Here is a 24,035-nt window from a genome sequence, read left to right on the forward strand (position 1 = left end):
TTGATAAGTTATCCAGCCCTGTATATTTGTTTACCAACAATGATTAGATTTACCTTTTCATCTGAGTCGACTAATTTATCTGGATAGTCTTTATTTAAGCTGTGTAGTCGCAGCATGTTACCTGTTTCTATAAATATCTGTTTAAACATAGAATACTTGCCATTCAATATTACGGCGTATATATCACCATCTCTTATGACGGTATCATCTGTGGCAATTCCCACTCTATCTTTAATGTTTATATATGGCTGCATACTATCATCAATCGCAAAAGTCATTCTAAAACAATCAACGCTTATACCTTTGCTTTTAAAGTAGTTAGCTTGGAAAAAATGTATATCCTTAATGTCTTCAAAATCACAACTATTGTTTTCTTCATTAAAGAAAAAGGACTTGTAAACTGGTATCTCAATTAAACCATCAACTATTTCTTTAGAAAAATTACTCACTGTTTCCTGAACTAAGCTATTGTGTTCATGGTCTAACCAGTTAGGAGGTTTATTAAAAAACGCTTCTATCTTACTTGCAGTTTCGTCACCAATAGCTTTGATAGGATTCTTACCTATATAGTGGCCTAGTAATGCATAATTGATCTTTGTACCTTGTGATAGATCCATCCTTTTTGTTTTATATTGCTGCATAAGTCTTCTGACGTTCTCACGTCTAATGTCTTCGATACTAGTAAATAGTTTAGACACTTATATCTCCGTTAATTTTATTTCCGTAAAACCCATTTTTAGAGAAATCCTTTTAAAGTCTCTAACCCACCACCTGCCAATAAAAACAACAGACCTGCCATGTTCACAACGACGGTCAAATAATAAGTCACTCGAAACTCAGGCTTTTGTGATTTGTGACGCAGATACGTTTGAGCTAATAGCGAGCCTACCCAACCGCCAAGCGCGCTTAGTATATGCAGTGTAGACTCAGGCGTACGCCAGTCGCCACTTTGCGCAGCAGCTTTGTCTTTGGCATACATGCCATAAGTAATAATCCCTAGCACGACGTACCAGCCGACTACTAGCCAGCTTAGCTTATCTGTCGCTGCTAATAAAACTAAAACACCATAAAAAGCCAGTCCAAGAAATGAGCGTTTCTTTTGGCCCGCTTCAAACTCTGCCTGATGGCTACGTTTCTGATTGCGCTCACGGATCTGCTGATTTTTTTGTGCCATTTTTTGCTGTACAAACCCAAGCTCTTGTACTTGCGTGGCTCGCTTGCGTCCCTCCGCATCTTGTCCAATGCTAAAGACCACTGCCTCACCGATGTTAGGACGGCGCTGAGCCTTAAACTCACTCACATGAAAGAAGACAGACTCGCCCGCTTCAGTTTCAATAAAGCCAAACCCTTTATCGTCCTGCCATTTTTTGACAGTGCCTTGTTGTTTATTCACTACCGACACCTCATATCTTTTAGAATTGCCAATTATAGTACACCATCTGCGTTACATTATTGACGCTTACATCTGGTCTTAGATGGCTTATTATTTCTTACACTATAATACTGCAATTAAAAACACTTTAATCAAACTCATTATTTTCTATTCTAGCAACCGATGGCTTTTTATTATGACTCAATCTCAATTTATTAACCCAAACGAAGACACTCGTATCGCTTACGGCAGCCTCGTTAAGCTGCACTTTGAAGTTTCACTAGAAAATGGCACTATCATCGACTCAACCTTTAATCGTGATGCACCTGTGTCTTTGACAATTGGTGATGAGAGCTTGTTACCTGGTTTTGAGCAAGTACTGATGAATCTACGCGCCGGTGACACTCGTACCGCACACCTTGAGCCAGAGCAAGCATTTGGTGAGTGGAATCCTGAAAACATCCAACATTTTAGCCGTACTCAATTTGCGCTAGTCGCTGACAATCCAGAGATTGGCATGATGGTTGAATTCGAAGACAAAGGCAAAAACACCTTGCCCGGTACGATCAGCGCCATTGATGTTGACCAAGTCGAAGTGGACTTCAATCATCCGCTGGCTGGGCAAGACGTATTATTTAAAGTAAAAATCTTTAAGGTCACACCACCTGGCGTCACTGGTATACAACTTATGTAGTTGCCCAAACGCACAATCCACAATAAAAAAACGAGAAAGGACAATCGAATGCAATATACAACGCTACCGCAGCTCGATGAAAAAGTATCTAAGATCTGTCTAGGTACGATGACTTGGGGACAGCAAAATAATAAAGCTCAAGCACATGAGCAAATGGACATGGCACTCTCTGAGGGTGTGAACTTTTGGGATACTGCCGAGATGTACCCATCACCACCAGACAAAGACAAACAGGGTGATACCGAACGATTCATGGGTACTTGGTTTGATAAAACCAAACAGCGTGACAAAGTCATCCTTGCCAGCAAAATATCACCAATGGATTTTTTGCGCGATGGTCAAACACGCTTTAACGCGCAGCATATCAGCAGCGCTATTGATGGCAACCTTGAGCGTCTACAAACTGATTATATCGATATTTATCAGCTGCATTGGCCTGAACGTAAAACAAACTTTTTCGGTCAGCGCGGCTATGATGAAGAGATGTCAGCACAGTCATTAGATGATTTAACGCCATTTTTAGAGACTATTCAAGCGTTGAACGATGAAATCAAAAAAGGTCGTATTCGTGCTTATGGTTTATCGAATGATACCGCGTGGGGACTCATGCGCTACCTGTGGGAAGCAGATAAAAACGGTCTAATTCCACCACTTACCGTGCAAAACCCATATAGCCTATTGAACCGTTTATACGAAGTCGGTATGGCTGAGATTGCCCATCGTGAAAACGTTGGTCTACTGGCGTATTCTCCGCTTGGTTTTGGTGTATTGTCTGGTAAATATCTTGATGGTAAACGTCCAACTGGTGCACGTCTGACTATGTATGATCGTTTCGGTCGTTATGTGAATGAGCAAGCCAAATCAGCCACTGAGCAATATGCCAAGATAGCTGCTGATGCAGGTCTGGACATGGCGCAGATGTCATTGGCTTTTGTAAACTCTCGTCACTTTGTCACCAGCAACATCATTGGAGCGACGACGACCGAGCAACTCAAATCAAACATCGATAGTGTCAATGTGGAGCTAACAGCAGATGTATTAGAAGCGATTGAAGCGGTGCATACACAGCAACCTAATCCATCACCATAGTTGGTATTTTATAGAGACTGGATGTTAATAGAGCCTGCTGAATAAATAATGTTAAGTTCGCTCTATTAAATCTCCTATAAAAAAGGGCGCAAATCATTTCGATTTGCGCCCTTTTATTGACTGGGTGAGATTAGCTACACTAGTTCAACTCTAACTAGCTCAACTATAAGTAATCAGTCTTCAACTGGTGCGCTAAGTACTCTTGAGTGCAGCTCAGCCAACCCTTCATTCATGCGTGCTTGCAATAAATTGGTCAGCTCACTCTTGTTACGACCCTCTGGATCTATAGGCGCGAGTGGCAATACATAAGCGGTCACGTTTTTGCTATCGAGCACTTTTTTCATACTTTCTTTCATCGTCAGCTTACCATAGTATGGCAATGCGTCGCTTAGTGTGCCGTCTTTATTGACATAAGCGATGATGATCGGTCTGATAGGCACATCAGCGTCAATGGCTGCTTGCAGCAATGTTCCATGAATGCGCTTTACTTTTTTACCACTAGTAGTGGTCGCTTCAGGGAAGAAAATAATCGAAAAACCTTTGGCTAAAAAGTCAGCAATCTGCGCCGATACTGAGCTTGCATCACCGGAGCCACGCTCGATGAAAAGCGTCCCTGCGGCATGGGCAAGTTTGCCAAATACAGGCCATTCACCGATTTCAGCCTTGGATAAAAAGAACGCTGGGCTCACAGTACCAACGACAGGGATATCCATCCATGACACGTGATTCGATACCCATAAGCCATGGAACTGCTCTACAGGTTCCACTTCTACTACTTTTACCCCAAAAGAGCCTGCCATCTTACGGCAGAATGTCTGAATATAGCGTGGTAGGGTTTCGCGTGGTGGCTGCTTAAAGGCACCGATACGTTTCGCCGCGCGTATGCCGCCGACCATGGTCGTGGTCATACCAGCAACCTGTCTGCCCCGGCTCAACTGTCGTCTGAGTGAAAAGCTTGATTTAGCTTGGCTCATCTTCGCCCTCATGATTAAATAACGGGTGTTTAATAGTCAAAAAACGAGCCCAGTATAACAAAGTTCGCACACTCAGTGATAGCTTGTTCACTCAGTGAGTGCTGACTTTTATACAAACGGGCAATAAAGCAGATTTATAAAAAATTATCCGCAGCAAACGCTGTAACATAAAACCATCGCTAATTATGCTAATACGCTTTAATATCAAGTGATAAGACCACATATAGACAATCATATGAACGCTATGCTAAAGCTTATTGAGCTGATCATAGCGAGACATTTACTTTATTAAATAGGTGATACTCTTTGGATTATTTTGAAAGACATGAAGGTGGCGAACGCGCCATTTTAGTACATTTAGACATCCGCCAAATTCAAGATCCTGACGATCTTAGTGAATTTGAGCTGTTGGCTGATTCAGCAGGTGCCGATCGTTTGGCACTGGTCACGGGATCACGCTCGCGCCCTGACGCCAAATACTTCGTTGGTAGCGGAAAAGCAGAAGAAATCGCAGAATTGGTGCGCGAACACGAAGCCGATATCGTACTGTTTAACCACAGCTTGTCGCCATCACAAGAGCGTAATATCGAAGCGCTAGTGAAGTGCCGCGTGTTGGATCGTACTGGTTTAATCTTGGACATTTTTGCGCAGCGCGCTCGTACTTACGAAGGTAAGCTGCAAGTAGAGCTAGCTCAGCTTAACCATCTATCAACGCGTCTGGTACGTGGTTGGACGCATTTGGAACGTCAAAAGGGTGGTATTGGTCTGCGTGGGCCGGGTGAGACTCAGCTTGAGACCGATCGTCGTCTATTGCAGACTCGCGTCAATCAGCTAAAGAGCAAACTAGAAAAAGTCCGTCAGACCCGTGCGCAAGGCCGCGCTCGTCGCCAAAAATCTGATGTGCCAACCATCTCACTGGTCGGCTATACCAATGCGGGCAAATCTACTTTGTTCAACCGTTTGGTCGATGAAAACATCTACGCTGCTGACAAACTATTTGCGACGCTAGACCCTACTCTACGCCGTCTAGACTGGCAGGGAGTTGGTCGTGTCGTCTTAGTCGATACAGTTGGTTTTGTCCGTCATCTGCCGCATGAGCTGGTTGAGTCTTTTCATGCAACCCTAGAAGAAACGTTAGAAGCAGACTTGTTATTGCACGTCATTGATTCCTCTAGCGAAGACATGCACGAGCAGATTCAGGCGGTCAAAGAAGTATTGGCAGAAATCGATAACGACGTACCTGTGCTCAATGTGTATAATAAGATTGATTTGACTGATGAGCCTGCACATATCGGCTATGCTAGCGAAGGTCAGCCAAACCGCGTCTATGTTTCTTCTAGACAGAACCTCGGCATGGAGGAGCTAACGCTTGCCGTACAGCAATTGTTGACAGGTAAACTGACGACGTTTGATTTAACCTTGCCGTATGATGCTGGACAGTTCAAAAACACTCTATATGAACTGGGCGTTATTGAAGAAGAAAGCTATGACGATACGGGTCGTGAATGTCTGACGATTCGTTTGCCAAGTGACCGTCTAAGACAGCTACTGGGTCAAGCTAACTTGAAACCTATCGATGTGTTGCCGCTGGCACAAGCAACACTACTGATGCCGGTACTCGAAGAGTTTGAAAAAGTTGACGACGTTGAAGAGCCGACTATGACAGAGGCTGAGGAAAAAGCGTTTGACGAGTTTGATGCATTACACTCAGAAACAGCTGATTCAGAAAAATAATGATCATTTCTGCAAAATAAGAACTATTGTTAAAGTGAGTCATTTGCGACAGTAGTTGAATGAACGTTTGATTCATACTGTTAGATCACAAACCCTTATATAGTACGTTAAAATAGAATAGACGATATCCATTGATATCGTCTATTTTTTTTGGATATGACCAGTCACGGTGCATAGGCTTTATTAGTTGCTCCACTCTCTATATAATCGCCTGTTATACATTCAATAAATATTGATAGATAGCGCTAATCTCTCGAAAGTGAATCATTGCTACCATCAGTATGCATAGCATCATTTTCTACGTTGTGTTCTTGGTGTGATCACATACTTTGTTTGGTACACCATCCATTTATATCTGACTTGGCCAGAATTGCTTATGAAGCCTGCTCACTCCTCCCATCTCCCGCTATGGATTTCGTTAATTTTAACGTTGACCATGGTCATCGTTGTCCGAGAGACGGCGGTTGTTCTCTGTCAAATGGCAGGCATCGAAAAAGCGGCCAATATTGTCGGTTTGGTTGCGATGTTTGTCATTTTGATGGCGTGGCGACTGCTCAAGGGGTTACCGAGCTGGCTCACACAGGCCAGTAATACATTGCTAGTCGATAGTGGTTTTGCCTTCTTACCAGTTTCTGCTGGTGCAGGCTTGTTGCTATTTGCTCTAGGAGATGAGCTATTGGGTGTGATGATAACGATGATCGTTAGTACGCTCATACCGCTGTGGGGACTAGCATTATTGGCCAATCGTTGGCTCAATCACGCTGCAAACACTGATAGTACGACTACCACTGAGCAAAAGGGACAGCCGTGAGCTGCGGAGAGATATTATGACTTTTGACAGCGTATTTATGGCAACCCTAGCCGCAATATTATTGACATTAGCAGCACACGTAATTGCACGTGTATTGGCACGTAAATTATCATGGCTACCGATGGTCATTACCGCACTTGTCCTAGTACTTGTTTTCCTATTTGTACTGCAGTGGGATTACAACAACTATTACAGCGCGGCAAAACCCGTATTTGACCATCTATTGGGATACGTGACAGTACTTCTGGCTGTGCCATTGGCGGCGATGAATTTTAAAGGCTTACCAGTCAAAAAACTCACTCTAATTGTCGCTATTGCTAGTGTCGTTGGTGCATTACTGCCTATGTCACTGGCCTATTTATTTTCGCTCAGTCATGAGACCCTATTGGCTTTCGCTACCCGTTCTGTTACGACGCCTATTGGCTTGAGTGTCGCAGATTTAATCAAAGCACCACTGGCAATGGCTAACCTAATTATCATCGTCTCAGGTCTGATAGGTGGTACGGTCGCTCGCTTTTTGTTCCGCGGTATCAATGACGACCGTGCTAAAGGTCTAGCACTGGGGTTAGCGGCTCACGCGTTTGGTACAGTAGAGGCATGGCAAATCAGTCATACAGCAGGACGTTATGCTGCATTTGGTTTGGCAGTGAACGGGTTGGTTACCGCGGTTTGGGTGCCTATTTTTATCAGTGCTATCGGTATCTAGTCATCACTGAAAGCCTACCTAAACTACTCTTATATTTTTAAAAACCTAACCATTAATAGGCTTATTTACTGTTGATTTCAGATTAAAGATTACCTCGACTATTCAAATGTCATTATTATTTCTTAAAAAATTGAGACACTTTATTTGTCTAAACTTATAAACTCAAAAAGCCCACTACAAATGGCTCATTAAGTCACTTAAAAAAGTTAGTACATTGATTTATCTAAGGTTATTTAATAATAGAAATCTGATTTTACAACTTAGTTTGTCAATCTGATGCGCCAAAAAGTTATTATATGTTATAGTAAGCAACTATTATTTTTTGTATCTATTGCAAGTGGTTCCTTATTGAAAGTGATAATTGCTAAGCTGCTGTCCTCACAGTGGGCTAAATAATTCTGCAAAATCAGTAACCGCTTAAGCGCCTAAATCAACGCATATATAGGCAAAATAATTTGCTGTTATTCGATAAAAAGTGATTTTACTATGATAAATACGGCTACTTTGATAACTCGCTGCTTATCTCCCCTTTTACTAAGTGCCATTGCTCTTTCGACCTTTTCTGTCGCTGCCAATGCAGGCAACATGTATATTTATAAAGACAAAGGTGGACAAGTACTGTTGACCAACGTCAATCCTAGTGGAAATTTCGATAAGTTTACGAAAAAAGTAAAAGTAACTTATTATAAAGACTCTAAGATGTATGACGGAAGCAGCGATAGCTATGGTAGCAGTGCCGCTAGCAACAGCGGAAGTCGTAACTCTTATGACAGCTACATTCGTGCGTCCGCTGAACGCAACGGTGTTGACCCTGCCCTAATGAAAGCCATGATGCATACCGAATCAGCCTTTAATCCAAACGCACGCTCACCAGTGGGTGCACAAGGCCTTATGCAGTTAATGCCAGCGACTGCGCGCCGTTTCAATGTCAGCAATCCTTGGAACCCTGCAGATAATATCGAAGGATCAGCCAAATATATCGCGTGGCTCATGCGCCGCTTCAATAACAATGTCGAACATGCTGTCGCAGGCTACAATGCGGGCGAAGGCAATGTCGATAAATATGGTGGCATCCCTCCATTCAAAGAAACACGTAACTATGTTCAAAGAGTGATGAGCCGTTATCATAGCCTGTATAAAAACGATGCCGGACTGTTTGGTGCAAGTATCAGTGCTAACAATCAAACCAGTAGCACCAGTACAAGTAGTGGCTTACAAAATGTCAGTTACGGCACCAGCAGCAATGTGAATAGTGCCAGCTATGCCAACTCAGCCTATGCGGCTTTACGCTAAGCCAGTCACCTAAAAATCAGACATAAAAAAGCCCATTAACGAATTAATGGGCTTTTTTATGTCTGGATGCTTTATATCTTGATGCATTAAGAGTAATAAAGCCAAACTGTGAGCCACAACTAAGGACTCACAGCCTGATCCAACACTATTTGATAATTACTTGTTAGCAGCCTGAGTTGCAGCAACTTCAGCAGCGAAGTCTTCTTGCTTCTTCTCGATGCCTTCACCAACTTCTAGACGTTTGAAGCCAAGTACTTTTACGCCTTCAGCTTTTAGGACTTCGCCAACTTTCTTGTCGTTGTCCATAACGTATGGCTGACGTAGTAAAGTTACTTCGTCTAGGTACTTACGTAGGCCACCTTCAATCATTTTTTCAACGATGTTGTCAGGCTTGCCAGACTCACGAGCTTTTGCTTCGATGATGTCTTTTTCGCGTGCCAATACGTCAGCAGCAACATCTTCGTCATCTACAGCAACAGGGTTGAATGCAGCGATATGCATAGCAAGGTTTTTACCAGTGTCAGCGTCGCCACCTTCATAAGATACCACTACACCGATACGCAGACCATGACGGTATGCAGCGATGTTAGCACCTTCAAGTGTTTCAACGCGGCGAATCTGGATGTTTTCACCGATTTTCTGTACTAGAGATACACGTGCTTCTTCAACAGTCTGACCTTCGCCATAAGACAATTCAGAGATAGCAGCAACGTCAGTTACGTTGTTTTCTAGTGCAAGGTTAGCAACTTTTTCTGCAAATGCAGTGAAGCTGTCATCTTTTGCAACGAAGTCAGTCTGGCAGTTAACTTCTAACAAGAATGCTTTGTTTTCGCCTTGAGCGATGATGATAGCGCCGTCAGCTGCGATGTTACCTGCTTTTTTAGCTGCTTTAGCTTGACCAGATTTACGTAGGTTATCAATGGCAACTTCAACATCACCGTTTGATTCTTCTAACGCTTTTTTACATTCCATCATGCCAAGACCAGTACGGTCACGCAATTCTTTTACCATTTTGGCAGATACTTTTACTTCTGTCATAAGAGTCACCTTAGTATAGTTATGTATAGGAGTGCTGTATTTCTAAATGCTGTATTTCTATTCGATATCTTCGTATTACTTAAAATCTAGCAAGACAGCTCATTTTGAGTTATTACCAATATAGCCATCAATGATGTCAAACAAATAACATCTATACAGTACAGCGATATAACCAGTAGGAGCGATAATACTCGCCCAATAGCTGCTCGCTTATATGCATGGCGTTATTAATAAGGCTTTATTCAATAACAAGGCATGACGAGTAAAACTACATCATGCCTATTATGAGCTTATACGCTGTTCACAACATTATATGGATGCTGATAGATACACTATCAAGACATCCTTACAAAGTTAAACTTTTTAAGTCAGCTACTTATTCTGCTGGAGTTGCAGCAGCTTCTTCTGCAGCTGGCGCTTCTTCAGTTGCAGCAGGTGCTTGCTCAGCTTTACCACCAGCTTGAGTTTGTGCGTATTCTTTACCAGCGATGATAGCATCAGCCATAGAAGTTACGTACAAAGTCACAGCACGGATAGCATCATCGTTAGCTGGGATTATGTAGTCAACGTTGTCTGGGCTAGAGTTAGTATCAACGATACCGATAACTGGGATACCCAAGTTCTTGGCTTCTTTAATAGCGATAGCTTCGTGATCTACGTCTACTACGAAGATAGCGTCAGGTAGGCCGCCCATGTCTTTGATACCACCTAGTGAACGCTCAAGTTTTTCCATATCGCGAGTACGCTCTAGCGCTTCACGCTTAGTTAGCTTAGCGAAAGTACCGTCTTCTGCTTGCTTTTCTAGCTCTTTTAGACGGTTGATTGACTGGCGTAGAGTTTTCCAGTTAGTCAACATACCACCTAACCAGCGATGGTCAACGTATGGCATGCCAGCGCGAGCTGCTTGCTCACGTACGATACCGCTTGCAGCGCGTTTAGTACCAACAAATAATACTTTGTTTTTCTTAGCAGCTAGGCCGTTTACGTAAGTCAACGCTTCGTTGAACGCTTTTACGGTGTGCTCTAAGTTGATGATATGGATTTTGTTACGTGCGCCAAAGATGTATGGACCCATTTTTGGGTTCCAAAAACGTGTTTGGTGACCAAAGTGAGCGCCTGCTTGTAGTAAATCGCGCATTTCGATTTTGGTTGGATTCTTTGTAGCCATGAGAATATATCCTATTGGTTGGGTTATGCCTCCACATCACAAAAACAGCCTATTTAGCGACACGCATCTGCTACCGGTTAGTTTTCATTAGTAAAGCACTAACAGATCACAAATTAATCAAGTCGCCAAACACCCAGCAATTTTTTGCCATGATGTGTGTGTCATTGGTTGGTTTAAAAAAAGAAGCTATCGCTAGATTGAAGCAGATGCCCAAATCTAAACTATAAAGTGAATTATAAAAAATAGCTGCGCTGTATTTTATCACATAACGCCTCAGAATCTCCAGCAGTTTGTTCGTAGCGTATCAATAAGATAAAAACAAAATATGGCGATAACAAAACAAAAAAAGCGACACATTTGCATCGCTTTTTTATGATTATCTTTTTAATAGCTATTTTTCAAGCAAGGTCAACACTGTCACTCTTTTATAGTTATCACTCGTTTATAGAGGACTGACTATAACTTATGCAATGCAAATACCAATGACCGCCTTGTAACCACGCCACGTAAATGGTGTGATATAGCTTTGACGATCTTTAGGCAGATAAGACACGCTTGGCGCACTCTCAACAATGTGCGGCGGCGAGATAATAAACTCTGAACCAAACTCTGTCCGAGCGTTACCTGAGATTGTATTGGCCATTTCACCCAACAAATCTTTCATCATCGTGATTGAAGAGTCAGGCTCGCCCATCACTTTGATGACTTCTCGCAACATCACGCTTGGTGCACTGACATAGACGCAGCCTTCTAAAGGGCCCGATATCTTAATGACACCGCTATAATCAAAGCCAATCGCGCTTTTGTTGTTGTTCAAGTAAGGGGTATCAATTGACACTTCCGAGCCATCGATTTGCGCAAAAAATGCATTGATCGAGCTTAGAAATACACCCAGTTTTTCTACTTTAACCATAATATATTAATATCCATCTGTATTACGTGGCAGCATTAGTCTTGCAAACAAACCACAATCTCGCCTACTTGAGAATGCCAAGTGATGGGGATGATAAAAGAACGCTCATCGTTCGGCAATACAATACTTTGCGGCGCACCTTTAAACACAAATGGTACAGAGATATGAAACTCTGAGCCAAACTCTTTGCGTGCATTGCCTGCGATGGTATTGGCCACTTCCCCAGCCAGATCTACATAGTTCTCTTCACTTTTATCGGTTTCGCCCATGCTGTCTAAGATTGAAGACAGTAAGTCACGCGTCGCCGAAAAATATACCACGCCTTTTTGGCCACCAGATATACCAATCACGCCCGTATAATCGTGGACTTTTGGCTGTTTGTTTTCTAGTAAGTAAGGGGTATCGGCAATAAGATCTTCTCCACCAAACTGGTCAAAATAATTACTAATAATACTTAAAAAAATCTGTAGCTTTTGCTCTTTCATAATGACATCTGCTTTGGTCGATGAATGGTGTTAGTCTTGCATCAGCTCATACAAAGACTCGACAAGCTCCTCTTCTGAGAAGGGCTTGCACAAAAAGCCGCTGGCACCCAATGATAATGCCTCAATGCCGGTGGCTTTATCCGATAACGCTGATACCACTAAAATGCGTACTTCAGGATCAATCGCGATGATTTTTTCAATACATTCTAGCCCATCCATTTGTGGCATGGTTAAGTCCATGGTGATCACATCAGGACGATGGACATTGAACTTTTCGATGGCTTGAACACCGCTGGTCGCTGTCGCAACCAACATGAACTTTCCTGAATCGTATGCGCGCTGAATACGGTTTCTAATAATATTTGAATCATCAACAATCATTAACTTATGCATAACTTATCTACTACCTTTAATGAAGTGCTTGTCGTCCCTGACAATATAATTACTATTTTGATTAAGCTTTAGGTAAAGTAATGACAAACCGTGTCATCTGACCCAGCTCGCTATTTACGTTAAGCTTGCCATCATACTCTTTTACTTTTGCTTTGATGATATCAAGTCCAACACCGCGACCACCATCTTCATCTGCGTGCTCTTTGGTAGAGAATCCAGAAGAGAACAGCTGTTTGAGCAAGTCGCCTTTACTAAGCTGATTTGCCTCTTCCGTACCGAAACGACCTTCTTTAATCAGCTTATTACGGATGCTGTCGTAGTTGATGCCTTGTCCGTCGTCTTGCACAACCAACATAAAGTTTGAACCGTTGTCCTGCACTTCCAAATCAATGGTCCCAACGTCAGTTTTGCCAGTAGCATGACGCACACTTGGCGACTCGATACCATGGACTACCGCATTACGCAGCAACTGAATACTGATTTCTTTGATTGGCTTTGCAAGATGCGCCGGAATGCTGGTTTGGGTCAGCGTCGTACTTTTTAGCTGTACTCGCTTGCCTTGTCTGGCAGCAATCTCTTTTGTAAACTCATTGTAAAAAGACAATAAATCATCATCTGCTTCATTGTCTAAGTCGATATCTAACCCACCATCGAAGTCAGCATTGCTAGCTGCATGGTCTGCTACTGGATTTTGAGTAGCGACTGGTGCTTGTACGGTCGACGCCTTAGCTGCTGTCGGTGCTGAGCGGTTGATACGCTCGCCCAACGTCGCAATCGTGTTCGATAAGCTGAGCAAGTCATCCAAATGTACCGCTAATGGTAAGAAGTCATTACCAGACAACTGACCTTGGTTTTGTAATGCATGTAACTTGTCTTCAGCATCAGAAGCAATCTTTGTAAAGCTATGTAGTTTTAGTGCTGATGCTTCACCTTTTAAGCTGTGCATTTCACGATAAATAGCTTTCAATTTGCCTTCAAGCTCGTATTGTGAGCTACCAGGATTTTTCAAGATATTATTCATCTTCTCGATATGCGCTTGGGTATTACCAATAAACTCATTAATAATCTTTGGATTTACATTCAAGATAGTCGTTAACATCTCAATCTGCATATCGTTTTGCGAACGCTCTTTTTCTAGGCGCTGTTCTAAGTAGACTGCATCTGATACATCATTCACGTTGACCAAGATACGGGCAATGTCTTTATTGTCATAAACACGTGAGAATTTAAAATCCAAGAAGCGGTTATCAAGATTTTTGTCTTCAGACAAATTATGCAGCATGACTTTATTTAATGGGTTAAGTGAATCTACCAGCTTTTCTTTAACGCGAGGATTATAGAGCTGCTCAATGAATTGCTGTGTGGTCTTGAGGTCTTTATCAGAGATACGACCGCGCAAGACATTGGTAAAGTTTTCCCCTGCCAAGCTATCAGAGCCGATGATATTGTTCAGCGCGCGAGAATGCTGTTGACCAATATTCAAGTCCTTATCAAGTAGGAAAAGACCCGTGTTTACTGTTTCCATAATTTCTTGCGTTTCTTGGCGAGCGGCAGATGCTTCAGCATCCGTCTCACGTAGACGACGTACAAAGAAGAATACAAAGATTAGGAAGTAGGTAAAGATAGCGGCAACACCAAGTACCTGAATAAGACGAATGGTAGTTGCTTGACGTTGTGCACTATCGAACACGTCTTTTGTCAAATTATCCAAAGAATCGTTAATAAACAAACTTGATGTTTTCGCCTGTTCAACGGCCTGCGTCAATTCATCAGCAGACGTTACCATGATATTATCAGCATCTTTTAGATATGTTTGAATCTTAGGCTCTAGCGCTTTCCATTGCTCATTGGCCGCAGAAATATTGGTTTGTGCTTGACTATCAATTTTTGGCAAGTCATAGCTATTACCTTCTGCATCTGTGATTGTACTGCCTTGCTCAATAGCAGCAATCGAGCTAGTGATTAGCGCAGTATTTTGTTCTAAACGGCTTAGCACTCGTTGTATATGTGGAGAGTTAGTATCCTCACCATAACTACTGTCCAAGTCGAAAAGATCTTTAATTACTGCCTGTGCACTGTTTGCCACTTGGTTAGTTTGGTCAATTAAAGCCGTGTTTCGTTCTAATAAATTTGAGGTATAAAACGTGAACGCTAGCAAAGCACCGATTAGAGATAAAAATAGTGCAATTGAAATAATCAGACCTTGATAGCGCTTATTGTCGACATTAGGTACGGTTGCCATCTTCAGAATTCCTTAGTTCAATTGCTTAGTATTGGTGTCAGATTCGCTCTTTTCAGCAGGGTCAGCTTCACCCAACCAGCGCGCCTCAATTTCTTTAAATGTCCCTTTTTCTTTTAGTTTGGCAATACCTTCATTAACCGTTTTGATAAGCTGAGTATTTTCTTTTGCCATGAGCACCACTTGCTGGGCTGAAGGTGCATCTGCAGCTTCATAGGGTACAATTTTCACTTTATGCTCAGGATAGCCTTTGACGATATATTGCAAGACTGGCATATCGTACAAGAAGACATCCGTATTACCTTGAACCAAATCCTGATACGCCAAAAATGCTGTAGGTCTCGAAATTAGCTCCACCGAACTACCCATCTCTTTTAGCGTGTCTTCTTCTTTAGAGCCTTCTAACGTACCTGCTTTTAGACCTTTTATATCGTTTAAGTCTTTTATATCAAACTTACCTTCCAAATACATGATAGTAGCTGGGTTGAAAAAGTATGGTGTTGATAGACCATATCTCACTGCCCGATCGTCTTTGTAAGAAATACCAGAAATCGCTAGATCACGCTTTCCTGTTTCGACGCTATCGAACATGTCTTGCCAAGTTTCCTTATAAAACTCGACTTTGAACCCCTGCTCTTCACCAATAGCACGAATTGAATCAACATCAGTGCCCTGCATATTGCCATAGTCATCCTGGAATGAAAAAGGCGGCAAATCACCAGTCATGGCAACTTTCAATGTTGGCGCTGTATCAGGTAGCTTACTCACAAAGCTATCTGTGTTTTCCTTTACTGGTGTATTTGCACTTTCTTGAGTAGCAGAATTACCACAGCCAAATAGGCCAACACTCAACAAAATTGGTAACGCTCGATATAACTGCTTCATAATCTATCCTTGAAACCTAACGTTGTTTTACATTTTAATTAATTGACAATCTAGCAAGGTTAAGCAATGTCTATACATATTCACTTACAGAAAGTTACGCTAGATAGTACTTGCCTAATTTCACGATTGCAATAATTATGTTTGGTCATTATTTAAGGTAAGCCATATATAGCAAAGGCTGCATATAACCATAAAAAACATATACTTGTTTATAATCAATAAATTCCATCATATAGAATGTCTATAAAATCTAATTTTGCTCTGAAGAAAAATATATAGAATGCACAAAAAAGCACTCATACGCTGTAAACGTACGAGTGCTTCTTAAAATACAGCTAAATTAGAATAGAGACAATTTTACTCTGCATCGTCTAAATTAAGGTTACGATCAATTTTCCAAATCAGGAAAGAACCGAGACTCATTAATGAGAACAGGGCAATACCAACCTTGAGGACTGGATTGACTGGAAACAGATTCAATAATAAACCGCCAAAGATACCGACTGAAAACATCAGCGAGCCTTGTAGTGCACTTGCCATACCAGCACGGCGTTTCTGAAAAGCAAGCGCAATTGCAGAAGCATTAGGCTGAGTCAGACCCAGTCCTGCGATACAAAAGAAAATACAAGCCAGCACCAGTGGCAACCAAGCATCCGTCCCTAAAAGCAAGCCAATCACGAATAGCAAACCCGCAGAGATAACCTGCATCATCGCCCCAAATCGCAAAATACTTAGTATTCGAAAGCGATTGGTAAGCCATTGGTTCAACTGAGTCAAACCTACAAAACCTGCCGCATTCATTCCGAACAACCAAGCGAAATGTGTCGCTGAGACGCCATAGGTATCCATGATTAATTCAGAAGCCGAGCTGATATAGACAAACATTGCTCCCATTAACAAGCCGCCACCAATTGCTGGATAGTTAAAAGTCGGGTCTTTTAATAAATCCCAATATTGACTGAGCACTTCTCTTGCAGGACGTACGTTACGGTTTTCTTCGGTCAAAGTTTCAAAAAAGAAAAACTTAGTAAGTAACAAATTAAGAGCGCCAAATGCAGCTAAGAACCAAAATATAGAATGCCAATCAAAAAACTGTAAGAATAGCGCGCCAAGCGATGGTGCCAATATGGGTGCTAAGCCCATCACTAAAATCATGATGGAAAAAGCTTTTGCCGTTTGTTTGGCAGTGAGGCGATCTCGAATCGCAGCGCGAGTAACTACTGCACCGACGCACGCGCCCAATGCTTGTAGGGTCCGGCCTGCGAACAGTACATACTCATTATCAGTGGTCGCACAAAGGATAGAAGCAATAACATACAGCGTCATACCTATATACAAGGGTTTGACACGGCCAACACGGTCACTGAAAGGTCCGTAAAATAGCTGCCCAAATACCAAACCTAAAAAATATGCAGGGACAGAGTTGGCCATAAAGGCCGTTGAAACACCGAAATCATCGGCCATCGATGGTAGCGCTGGCAGATACATATCAATGGATAATGGGCCCACCGCAACCATCAGCCCAAGCATCATAATCCATGCAACAGGCAAATCAGCAGAGCGCACTCGCTCAGAAGCGATAGGTTTGTTTGGAAGGGAGGGTTTTGAAGCAGACATATTTAGACCGTTTTATATAGTGGCTATTATTTTTGATATTTTATTTTTCGACGTTTAATTGCTTGCACGTGTTGTTAGGTAGGCTTTCGTCATTTTACTGGCTTATCCAGTAATCAAAATAGATACCTTTAACAACAATAGTGCATCTTTACCCACATCGGTGCAAGCAGACAATGCTATATCGTGCTATCTGCTTGCATTTCAATGGCTATAAGATATTGGCGAAACAACCGCTAACAATTAAACCTGTTAAAATAATTTACCAAAATATGTCTGGTATTCTTAAGTAGCAACCTCTTCTATTAAAGCGAGTCAAATAAAAAACAGCACTAGCAAAGTTGCTAGTGGAAAAAATTTAGCGGAATTGGCGTTTGCCAAATAAGGTGCTGGCCTGCTTTGCTTTTCTGAGGGCAAGCTTACGATTACGACCAAGCATCATTTTAAGCTGCCATGCTTTTTCTTTATACAAAGTCTTAGCAGGTTGATCATACATTGCATTTATCACGCGTTTGCTTGCTAGCACCGCATCAGGAGAGCGCTCTGCGAATTCGGCAGCAAGCTTTTGTGCTTGTTCAAGAGGTGCTTCACTACAATGGCTAATCAAGCCTAGCTCTTTGCCTTCATTAGCATCGATGATACGAGCGCTCATGGCGAGCTCTTTTAGAGTGTCTTCTCGTAGAACCCCAAATGCTGATTGGGTCAGTCCCATATCTGGCACTAACCCCCATTTAGCTTCCATAATAGATAGCTGACAGTCAGGGTGACTAACACGTATGTCACAAGCCAACGCCAACTGCAACCCAGCGCCGATACAATACCCTTCCAATACTGCTATGACAGGTACTGGTAGATCACGCCATACCAAACATACTCGTTGGAACGCACTTTGCCATGGCTTAATCAGCTCCCAAAGTGCAAATGCTGTGTTTTTTGGATGATTTAAGTCCCCTAAGTCGATCCCTGCACAAAACGTCCCCTCTGCCCCATTTAGAATGACCGCACGTATGGTTCTGTCCTTGCTAATACGACCTGCCAGCTTAATCAGCTCATTGATTACCTGAAAACTCATGGCATTTTTTTTATGTGGACGATTTAAGGTAACCGTCAGTATGTTGTCTGTAATACTAACTTGTAAGGTCTCATACTGGTAACTTGCAATCGCGTTCATAACAATCCTTATTAATGAATAAAACAAATATGGTGCTGATATTCACAATATTAGCAGGCTTGTCTTTGTTGTACCGTAGTAATAACTGACTGCCACGATACTATAGTCAGTTTCATATACAGCACACACAGTTTGTCTAGCTGATAGCGATAAGCAAATCTAACGAGGCTACCTATCGCTCTCTGGACCTAAATGATTCTGACCTTATTACCTCATCTTCAACTTATATCATTTTCCACGTCATGTCATTTTCGCTTAAGCGATGATAATTAAGCTGCGGATAAGAAGATAAATCCACCTTTTGCAAGTTGTCTAGCGCCGTTAATAATGCCTCATAATATGGCTCAATCATTGCAAATTGCACAGGTGTCGTATGCTGTACATTCAGCAAGCACTTATCTTCCAAATCTTGGCTAGCCTGACGCAATTGTGGTACACCTGTATATCGACTCCCACCCAATATACGATGGGCAATTTGTGCCAACATATTGCGGTCATGCGCTTCCCATGCCTGAATAAGCGCCTGTTTTTCATCATTGATAGTATCGATCATCATGATAATAAGCTTGGCCGCCAATTCAGGTTTGTTCGCTGAACGAGTGAGCGCATCTTGCCAATCTAAAATGTTTGAGGTATCGCTTTTGCTTATATTATTTTGGCTAAGGTCATTGTTGATTTGCTCGTGTAAAGTCGTATTATCTTGAGCTGTTCTATCTTGAGGGCTTTGGTCTTGAAAGCTTTCGATAGACTTTGTTGGTGATTGTAGTAGTGGCGATTGACCTTGTTTTTGTAGACGTAAGCTTTCATAGCGCGGTTGAATATCACGCGCAGTATCTCGTCTATAGCCCTCACGAGGCTGACTATCGCGCAGATAGTCATCACGGATTTTTTTCAGAGATAGTGGACGGGTAATTTTCGGCTCGCTACTGACAGAAGTACTATTACGTTCTACCCCGTCTCCTCTTATTATTGGATAAGTATCGGTTGAGTCATCTGAAGACATACCTGAGCTGGCTTGAGTCTCTTGCCCATTTACATTGTTAGAGAGTAAATCATTTGATAAATCATTATCGTTAATTGAGTAACCACGCAGCGAGTCAATAGGAGTTAACTCAGCCCCTGTTGGGTCGGTACCCTTTACGTTAGCACCTTGTACATTAGCATCTTGTAAATTATCATCCTGCAAATCAGGGTGCTGTAAGCCAAAGCTCTGCAAATCTGTATCGGGCAATGCGGTCAATTGTGGTGTCGTACTCTTACGACCAAGCCATTTCTGTAGCACCTGTAATAACTGCGGTTGACTAATAGGTTTGCCGACATAGTCATTGATGCCGCTGGCTATAAGTTTGTCACGTTCATCTGCCAACCCATGAGCTGTCAGAGCGATAATAGGGATACGACTATCCGCATTTTCGATATTTCGAATCTGCTTAGCCGCCTCATGACCTGACATACGCGGCATTTGAATATCCATAAATATCAAATCAATATTATCTTTGTCTTGCATAGCTGCTTTATCGTCAGCGCTCGTGTCCTCATGATAGAACGCGCTATTTGTTTTCTTATTTATCTCATCACGTGTTTCTGCTTTAGAGAGTTGCGTTTTACTCGATAGACTTTGCTTATCGCTCTTGGCAGTTTTGATGTTTTTGGTTTGTTGTTTACTGATAATCTCGATAGCATCAAACCCACTGCTCGCAGTGACTACCTGAATACCTAGCTCACTCAATAAAGCATCAAGCACTAATAAATTAGGCAAATGGTCATCAACTGCCAGTACAGTGACCCCTTTCCAGCGTGGTTCCTGCAGGCTTTGCGGCGTACTACGGCTTTGAGTATCGAGCATCGCATACAGCTGTCTTTTGTCTAATGGCTCATACAGTATGTTGGCATGATAGCGATTGAGTAGCGCTTGATCGGCCGCCACTTGGTAGCCAAACACAGCAAGCTTGCCTTGATAATGCAGACGAATTTGCTTAAGAAGCGCCATCATATCGTCTTGAGTGTCATCATCAACGATGACCCAATCCCAATAGTTACCGTGCTCTTTCAACGACTCCAGTACACCCGGCAACGAGTTGGCTTGAGTCAATTTAATTGGTAAGTATTGCAAGCTAGCCTTGAGTACTTGTATCGAAGCGGTATGATTGATCCAAACCAGTACATTAAACTCATCGGTCTCGCTTGCTAGTGGCGCCAATACTGGTAATTCGATCGTCTGCCCTGTGGCCGCCTCTAGCACGTCGACATGGGCTGGCATGCGAAACCAAAAAGTCGCGCCTTGATTGGCAATATTTTCTTGAGCATTATCATGAAATCCAATATCCCCGCCCATCAAGCGCGTTAACTGTTTGGAGATGACCAGACCCAACCCTGTACCACCATACTGACGCGTGATTGATGGATCGCCTTGGCTAAAGCTTTGGAACAGCATTTTTTGATCTGCCAGAGAAATGCCTTTTCCGCTATCTTGCACGCTAATCATCAGATAATTATCACGGTGATCATCTAAGCTCACACGCACCACCACATCACCACTATCCGTAAATTTAATGGCATTACCAACGATATTGGTCAATACTTGCTTAAGACGTAACGCATCGCCATTGATACGCATCGGCACATCATTGTAAAACAGTACTGCCATGCGCAAACCCTTCTCCGCAGAGACCGGAGATAGCATATCGACCACATCGTAAATGGTGTCATAGAGATCAAATTCATGGCGATCTAGCACCAGTTTGCCTGCCTCAATCTTAGAAAAATCTAAGACATCATTTACCAAAGCGAGCAAGTGTGCTGATGACTTACGTATGGTCTGTACATACAAGTCCTGCTCAGGATTAAGCTCGCCATGACGTGCCAGCAAATTAATAAAGCCATCGATACTGTTCAATGGTGTACGCAGTTCATGACTGATATTGGCTAAAAATGCAGACTTGGCTTGGCTGGTTGAAATTGCCGCATCACGTGCATTTCGAATAGAGATGTTTTGCATTTCCATCTCATCAAATGCCAAACGTAAATCATCTTCCGTTTGCTCGGCATGGTCTTTGAGCTCTTGAAAGCTTCTATGTAAGCGGCGCAATGTTCTGACTAGATCTTGCTGTAACAAATTCAGCTCGCCATCTGACTCAACGGGTACAGGTTGGTATAAATTATCAACATGGGTACGTTGCAACTGCAACCGCAGCTCATAAATGGGGGCAATCCAACGTTTTGAATAGATATTTAGGCTCAGTAGTAGAATCAAGATAGTAAACAAGCCAGTAATCACTAACGCCATCGCAATACGGTAGCGTGCAATATAGAGCGGCTCATTATCCATATCGACAAGTAACCACAACGTTTGCCCTTCAAATTCTCCCAATACACTGCCATACGCTGTGCCTACAGGCGTTGGTCGTTGTGACAAAAAGCTTGCGGAATCACTGATTAGCGGCCATTCTTCATTGAGACCATAACCGACTGTTGCCAGTATTTGGTTACCTTCATTAATAATAGCAATGCGCTGTACATGCTGCTCTGACTGCATACGTCCAAGCTTATCTTGGATACCCTCTAGCGTCGTCATCGCCGCTTGCTGAGTACCCTCAGCACTACTCCCTACTTGCTGGCGCTCTTGTTCTAGCAGCTCAGGAATCAGTTCAGCTATGACTGGCGTATAACGAATAAGTACCGCTTCGGCCAATACTTCTTGCTCAGAGTCGCTTGCACGCATGGTTTCGTGAAATACCAAGATGCCGCCTACTGCTGCCAACACACAGATAGGCAAAAACACCAGTATGATCAGCTGACCATAAGCACTACTGGTATCGAAACGTTTTTTATATGCCATGCTAGGTCTACTCTCTACTAAGGTTCTTGCCGTGAATTATTCGTAATAAAATCAGTATTCATGTTACTTGCAGCGTGTCGTATCAGAGCATCTGGGTAAGGCGCTACTTTTAATGAAGCCACTAATCGTTAATAAGGTAACTGGTTCTGATAAGACAATTGATATACAACTCAAGATTATCTTAACAGGATTCTATAAGTTCTGGTTAGGCATTCCATGTGATGAATAACGTTATAATTAGAGTGCCAACCACTCTGTGTTAAAGAGAATATGGCTTTAAGCTATCAACTCTATTTTCGCAACCCTCAACGTAACATTGATATTGACCTGATACAGTGACTATTAATCCTTGATGCGATAAGCGCAGCTGAAAACAAAATGATATAATAAAGCCACTTTTTATTTACCACAATATATCGCTCATAGTCATAACATATGAGAGCGCACTCTAATGCCTTTCGTTTTTAGCTCGCTTATCACCGTAAACCTATAACCCAAGCGACTGTCTAAAATTATGATTAAACAATAAGAACAGCGCCTCCATCAAAAATAAGCCATCAAAAACATATTTAAAAAATAGAAAAGGATACTTTATGTCCACTACGGCCATGTCAAATGCTAACTTTATCACTCAAATCACTACCCTCGCTGATTGCGTTGGTCAAACGCCGCTGGTAAAACTTCAACGCCTGCCTGAGCAAGAGCAAATTGCCAATGGTGCTACAGTATTAGCTAAGCTTGAAGGCAATAATCCAGCGGGCTCTGTAAAGGATCGCCCTGCTTTTAATATGATTTATCAAGCAGAACAGCGCGGTGATATCAAACCTGGCGATATGTTGATTGAAGCCACTAGTGGCAATACTGGTATTGCATTGGCCATGGTCGCTGCGATGCGTGGCTACCCGATAACGTTGCTCATGCCAACCAACTCTACCCAAGAGCGTAAAGATGCCATGATTGCTTATGGCGCAACGCTGATTGAAGTAGACGAAGGTATGGAAGCTGCACGTGATTTGGCATTGCAGATGCAAGCAGATGGCAAAGGGGTTGTATTGGATCAGTTTAATAATCCTGATAATAGCCAAGCACATTACCTGACTACAGGCCCTGAGCTATGGGCACAGACAGAAGGTAAAATTACGCATTTTATTAGCTCGATGGGCACGACAGGTACGATTACTGGTGTATCACGCTACCTAAAAGAGCAAAATCCAGACGTCAAAATCATCGGCCTACAGCCTGATGAAGAAGCTTCGATTGCTGGTATTCGCCGTTGGCCAGCGGCTTATATGCCAGGTATTTTTGATGCAGACTTGATTGATGAAGTGATGGATATCGATCAGCGTATTGCCGAAGTCTATATGCGTAAATTGGCGAAGACTGAAGGTATCTTTGCTGGAGTATCTTCGGGCGCAGCTGCATGGGCAGCGACCCAAGTGGCAAAAGCAAATCCTAATGCTGTGATTGCCTTTATTATCTGCGATCGTGGCGATCGTTATTTATCAACGGGTTTATATAACGTTGACGATAGTAATACGGATAACAGCAGCGCAGAAGTTAATTAATGCATAAGAAATGCCATTTAGTATCGTTAATTTGAAAGAAGTGCAAAGCGGCC

Annotated in this window: 20 protein-coding genes; 7 read left to right on the forward strand and 13 right to left on the reverse strand. The window is 42.4% G+C overall.

Going from position 1 to position 24,035, the window contains the following annotated elements; genetic code table 11:
- Positions 1-8: 8 nt before the first annotated feature.
- Together I3249_RS13130 and I3249_RS09660 are read right to left on the reverse strand one after the other, a co-directional pair.
- Entirely contained in the window at positions 9-698 is a 690-nt protein-coding gene (locus I3249_RS13130) for a S24 family peptidase (RefSeq protein WP_238069785.1), read from the reverse strand.
- A 38-nt stretch (positions 699-736) separates the two neighbouring features.
- A complete protein-coding gene (locus I3249_RS09660; RefSeq protein WP_238069786.1) occupies positions 737-1,393 on the reverse strand; it encodes a cold shock and DUF1294 domain-containing protein in 657 nt (218 codons plus the stop codon).
- Positions 1,394-1,568: 175 nt separating this feature from the next.
- Between I3249_RS09660 and I3249_RS09665 the strand changes: the two genes are divergently transcribed.
- Positions 1,569-2,066 carry a peptidylprolyl isomerase gene (locus I3249_RS09665; RefSeq protein ID WP_238051666.1) on the forward strand — a complete coding sequence of 166 codons (498 nt, stop codon included), beginning with the start codon at positions 1,569-1,571 and terminating at the stop codon, positions 2,064-2,066.
- 48 nt (positions 2,067-2,114) lie between these two features.
- Positions 2,115-3,155: an aldo/keto reductase gene (locus I3249_RS09670; RefSeq protein ID WP_238069787.1), complete on the forward strand. Its 1,041-nt coding sequence runs from the start codon at positions 2,115-2,117 to the stop codon at positions 3,153-3,155.
- Between the two features lie 173 nt (positions 3,156-3,328).
- Here the strand turns inward: I3249_RS09670 and I3249_RS09675 are convergent, their stop codons facing one another.
- On the reverse strand, positions 3,329-4,129 hold the full coding sequence (locus I3249_RS09675; protein ID WP_057758444.1) for a lysophospholipid acyltransferase family protein: 801 nt from the start codon (positions 4,127-4,129) through the stop codon (positions 3,329-3,331).
- 306 nt (positions 4,130-4,435) lie between these two features.
- Between I3249_RS09675 and hflX the strand changes: the two genes are divergently transcribed.
- From hflX to I3249_RS09695, 4 genes are all read left to right on the forward strand, one after another.
- Positions 4,436-5,863 (forward strand): ribosome rescue GTPase HflX, encoded by a 1,428-nt coding sequence (gene hflX, locus I3249_RS09680; protein ID WP_057758442.1) that lies wholly within the window; start codon positions 4,436-4,438, stop codon positions 5,861-5,863.
- Between the two features lie 376 nt (positions 5,864-6,239).
- Complete coding sequence (locus tag I3249_RS09685) at positions 6,240-6,674, forward strand: CidA/LrgA family protein (protein WP_201607371.1); 435 nt, start codon at positions 6,240-6,242, stop codon at positions 6,672-6,674.
- Between the two features lie 16 nt (positions 6,675-6,690).
- On the forward strand, positions 6,691-7,380 hold the full coding sequence (locus tag I3249_RS09690; RefSeq protein ID WP_101204237.1) for an LrgB family protein: 690 nt from the start codon (positions 6,691-6,693) through the stop codon (positions 7,378-7,380).
- A gap of 486 nt (positions 7,381-7,866) precedes the next feature.
- Positions 7,867-8,673 carry a lytic transglycosylase domain-containing protein gene (locus I3249_RS09695; protein WP_238069788.1) on the forward strand — a complete coding sequence of 269 codons (807 nt, stop codon included), beginning with the start codon at positions 7,867-7,869 and terminating at the stop codon, positions 8,671-8,673.
- 156 nt (positions 8,674-8,829) lie between these two features.
- Here the strand turns inward: I3249_RS09695 and tsf are convergent, their stop codons facing one another.
- The 10 genes from tsf to I3249_RS09745 form a co-directional block, all read right to left on the reverse strand.
- Entirely contained in the window at positions 8,830-9,711 is an 882-nt protein-coding gene (gene tsf / locus I3249_RS09700; protein ID WP_114701165.1) for a translation elongation factor Ts, read from the reverse strand.
- A gap of 376 nt (positions 9,712-10,087) precedes the next feature.
- Positions 10,088-10,879 carry a 30S ribosomal protein S2 gene (gene rpsB / locus I3249_RS09705; protein WP_057758431.1) on the reverse strand — a complete coding sequence of 264 codons (792 nt, stop codon included), beginning with the start codon at positions 10,877-10,879 and terminating at the stop codon, positions 10,088-10,090.
- A 463-nt stretch (positions 10,880-11,342) separates the two neighbouring features.
- Positions 11,343-11,792, reverse strand: a complete 450-nt coding sequence (locus tag I3249_RS09710) for a chemotaxis protein CheX (RefSeq protein WP_057758429.1) — start codon at positions 11,790-11,792, stop codon at positions 11,343-11,345.
- A gap of 35 nt (positions 11,793-11,827) precedes the next feature.
- Positions 11,828-12,277: a chemotaxis protein CheX gene (locus I3249_RS09715; protein ID WP_238069789.1), complete on the reverse strand. Its 450-nt coding sequence runs from the start codon at positions 12,275-12,277 to the stop codon at positions 11,828-11,830.
- Positions 12,278-12,307: 30 nt separating this feature from the next.
- Positions 12,308-12,670: a response regulator gene (locus I3249_RS09720; RefSeq protein WP_057758425.1), complete on the reverse strand. Its 363-nt coding sequence runs from the start codon at positions 12,668-12,670 to the stop codon at positions 12,308-12,310.
- A gap of 61 nt (positions 12,671-12,731) precedes the next feature.
- Entirely contained in the window at positions 12,732-14,912 is a 2,181-nt protein-coding gene (locus I3249_RS09725) for an ATP-binding protein (RefSeq protein WP_238069790.1), read from the reverse strand.
- Between the two features lie 12 nt (positions 14,913-14,924).
- The gene (locus I3249_RS09730; RefSeq protein ID WP_238069791.1) at positions 14,925-15,794 is read right to left on the reverse strand and encodes a transporter substrate-binding domain-containing protein; all 870 of its coding nucleotides are present in this window, start codon (positions 15,792-15,794) and stop codon (positions 14,925-14,927) included.
- A 357-nt stretch (positions 15,795-16,151) separates the two neighbouring features.
- Positions 16,152-17,411 carry a multidrug effflux MFS transporter gene (locus tag I3249_RS09735; protein WP_238069793.1) on the reverse strand — a complete coding sequence of 420 codons (1,260 nt, stop codon included), beginning with the start codon at positions 17,409-17,411 and terminating at the stop codon, positions 16,152-16,154.
- Between the two features lie 355 nt (positions 17,412-17,766).
- Positions 17,767-18,579 carry a crotonase/enoyl-CoA hydratase family protein gene (locus tag I3249_RS09740; protein WP_134292623.1) on the reverse strand — a complete coding sequence of 271 codons (813 nt, stop codon included), beginning with the start codon at positions 18,577-18,579 and terminating at the stop codon, positions 17,767-17,769.
- A gap of 223 nt (positions 18,580-18,802) precedes the next feature.
- Entirely contained in the window at positions 18,803-22,417 is a 3,615-nt protein-coding gene (locus I3249_RS09745) for an ATP-binding protein (RefSeq protein WP_238069795.1), read from the reverse strand.
- Between the two features lie 608 nt (positions 22,418-23,025).
- Between I3249_RS09745 and cysM the strand changes: the two genes are divergently transcribed.
- Positions 23,026-23,982 (forward strand): cysteine synthase CysM, encoded by a 957-nt coding sequence (cysM, locus tag I3249_RS09750; RefSeq protein WP_238069810.1) that lies wholly within the window; start codon positions 23,026-23,028, stop codon positions 23,980-23,982.
- Positions 23,983-24,035: the final 53 nt, after the last annotated feature.

It is taken from the genome of Psychrobacter sp. Ps1 (assembly GCF_022129425.1).
Classification (GTDB): domain Bacteria; phylum Pseudomonadota; class Gammaproteobacteria; order Pseudomonadales; family Moraxellaceae; genus Psychrobacter.

Coding starts and splice junctions, on each gene's coding strand:
- I3249_RS09665 (WP_238051666.1), top strand. CDS start 1,569: ATGACTCAATCTCAATTTATTAACCCAAACGAAGACACTCGTATCGCT.
- I3249_RS09670 (WP_238069787.1), top strand. CDS start 2,115: ATGCAATATACAACGCTACCGCAGCTCGATGAAAAAGTATCTAAGATC.
- I3249_RS09675 (WP_057758444.1), bottom strand. CDS start 4,129: ATGAGCCAAGCTAAATCAAGCTTTTCACTCAGACGACAGTTGAGCCGG.
- I3249_RS09685 (WP_201607371.1), top strand. CDS start 6,240: ATGAAGCCTGCTCACTCCTCCCATCTCCCGCTATGGATTTCGTTAATT.
- I3249_RS09690 (WP_101204237.1), top strand. CDS start 6,691: ATGACTTTTGACAGCGTATTTATGGCAACCCTAGCCGCAATATTATTG.
- I3249_RS09695 (WP_238069788.1), top strand. CDS start 7,867: ATGATAAATACGGCTACTTTGATAACTCGCTGCTTATCTCCCCTTTTA.
- tsf (WP_114701165.1), bottom strand. CDS start 9,711: ATGACAGAAGTAAAAGTATCTGCCAAAATGGTAAAAGAATTGCGTGAC.
- rpsB (WP_057758431.1), bottom strand. CDS start 10,879: ATGGCTACAAAGAATCCAACCAAAATCGAAATGCGCGATTTACTACAA.
- I3249_RS09710 (WP_057758429.1), bottom strand. CDS start 11,792: ATGGTTAAAGTAGAAAAACTGGGTGTATTTCTAAGCTCGATCAATGCA.
- I3249_RS09715 (WP_238069789.1), bottom strand. CDS start 12,277: ATGAAAGAGCAAAAGCTACAGATTTTTTTAAGTATTATTAGTAATTAT.
- I3249_RS09720 (WP_057758425.1), bottom strand. CDS start 12,670: ATGCATAAGTTAATGATTGTTGATGATTCAAATATTATTAGAAACCGT.
- I3249_RS09725 (WP_238069790.1), bottom strand. CDS start 14,912: ATGGCAACCGTACCTAATGTCGACAATAAGCGCTATCAAGGTCTGATT.
- I3249_RS09730 (WP_238069791.1), bottom strand. CDS start 15,794: ATGAAGCAGTTATATCGAGCGTTACCAATTTTGTTGAGTGTTGGCCTA.
- I3249_RS09735 (WP_238069793.1), bottom strand. CDS start 17,411: ATGTCTGCTTCAAAACCCTCCCTTCCAAACAAACCTATCGCTTCTGAG.
- I3249_RS09740 (WP_134292623.1), bottom strand. CDS start 18,579: ATGAACGCGATTGCAAGTTACCAGTATGAGACCTTACAAGTTAGTATT.
- I3249_RS09745 (WP_238069795.1), bottom strand. CDS start 22,417: ATGGCATATAAAAAACGTTTCGATACCAGTAGTGCTTATGGTCAGCTG.
- cysM (WP_238069810.1), top strand. CDS start 23,026: ATGTCAAATGCTAACTTTATCACTCAAATCACTACCCTCGCTGATTGC.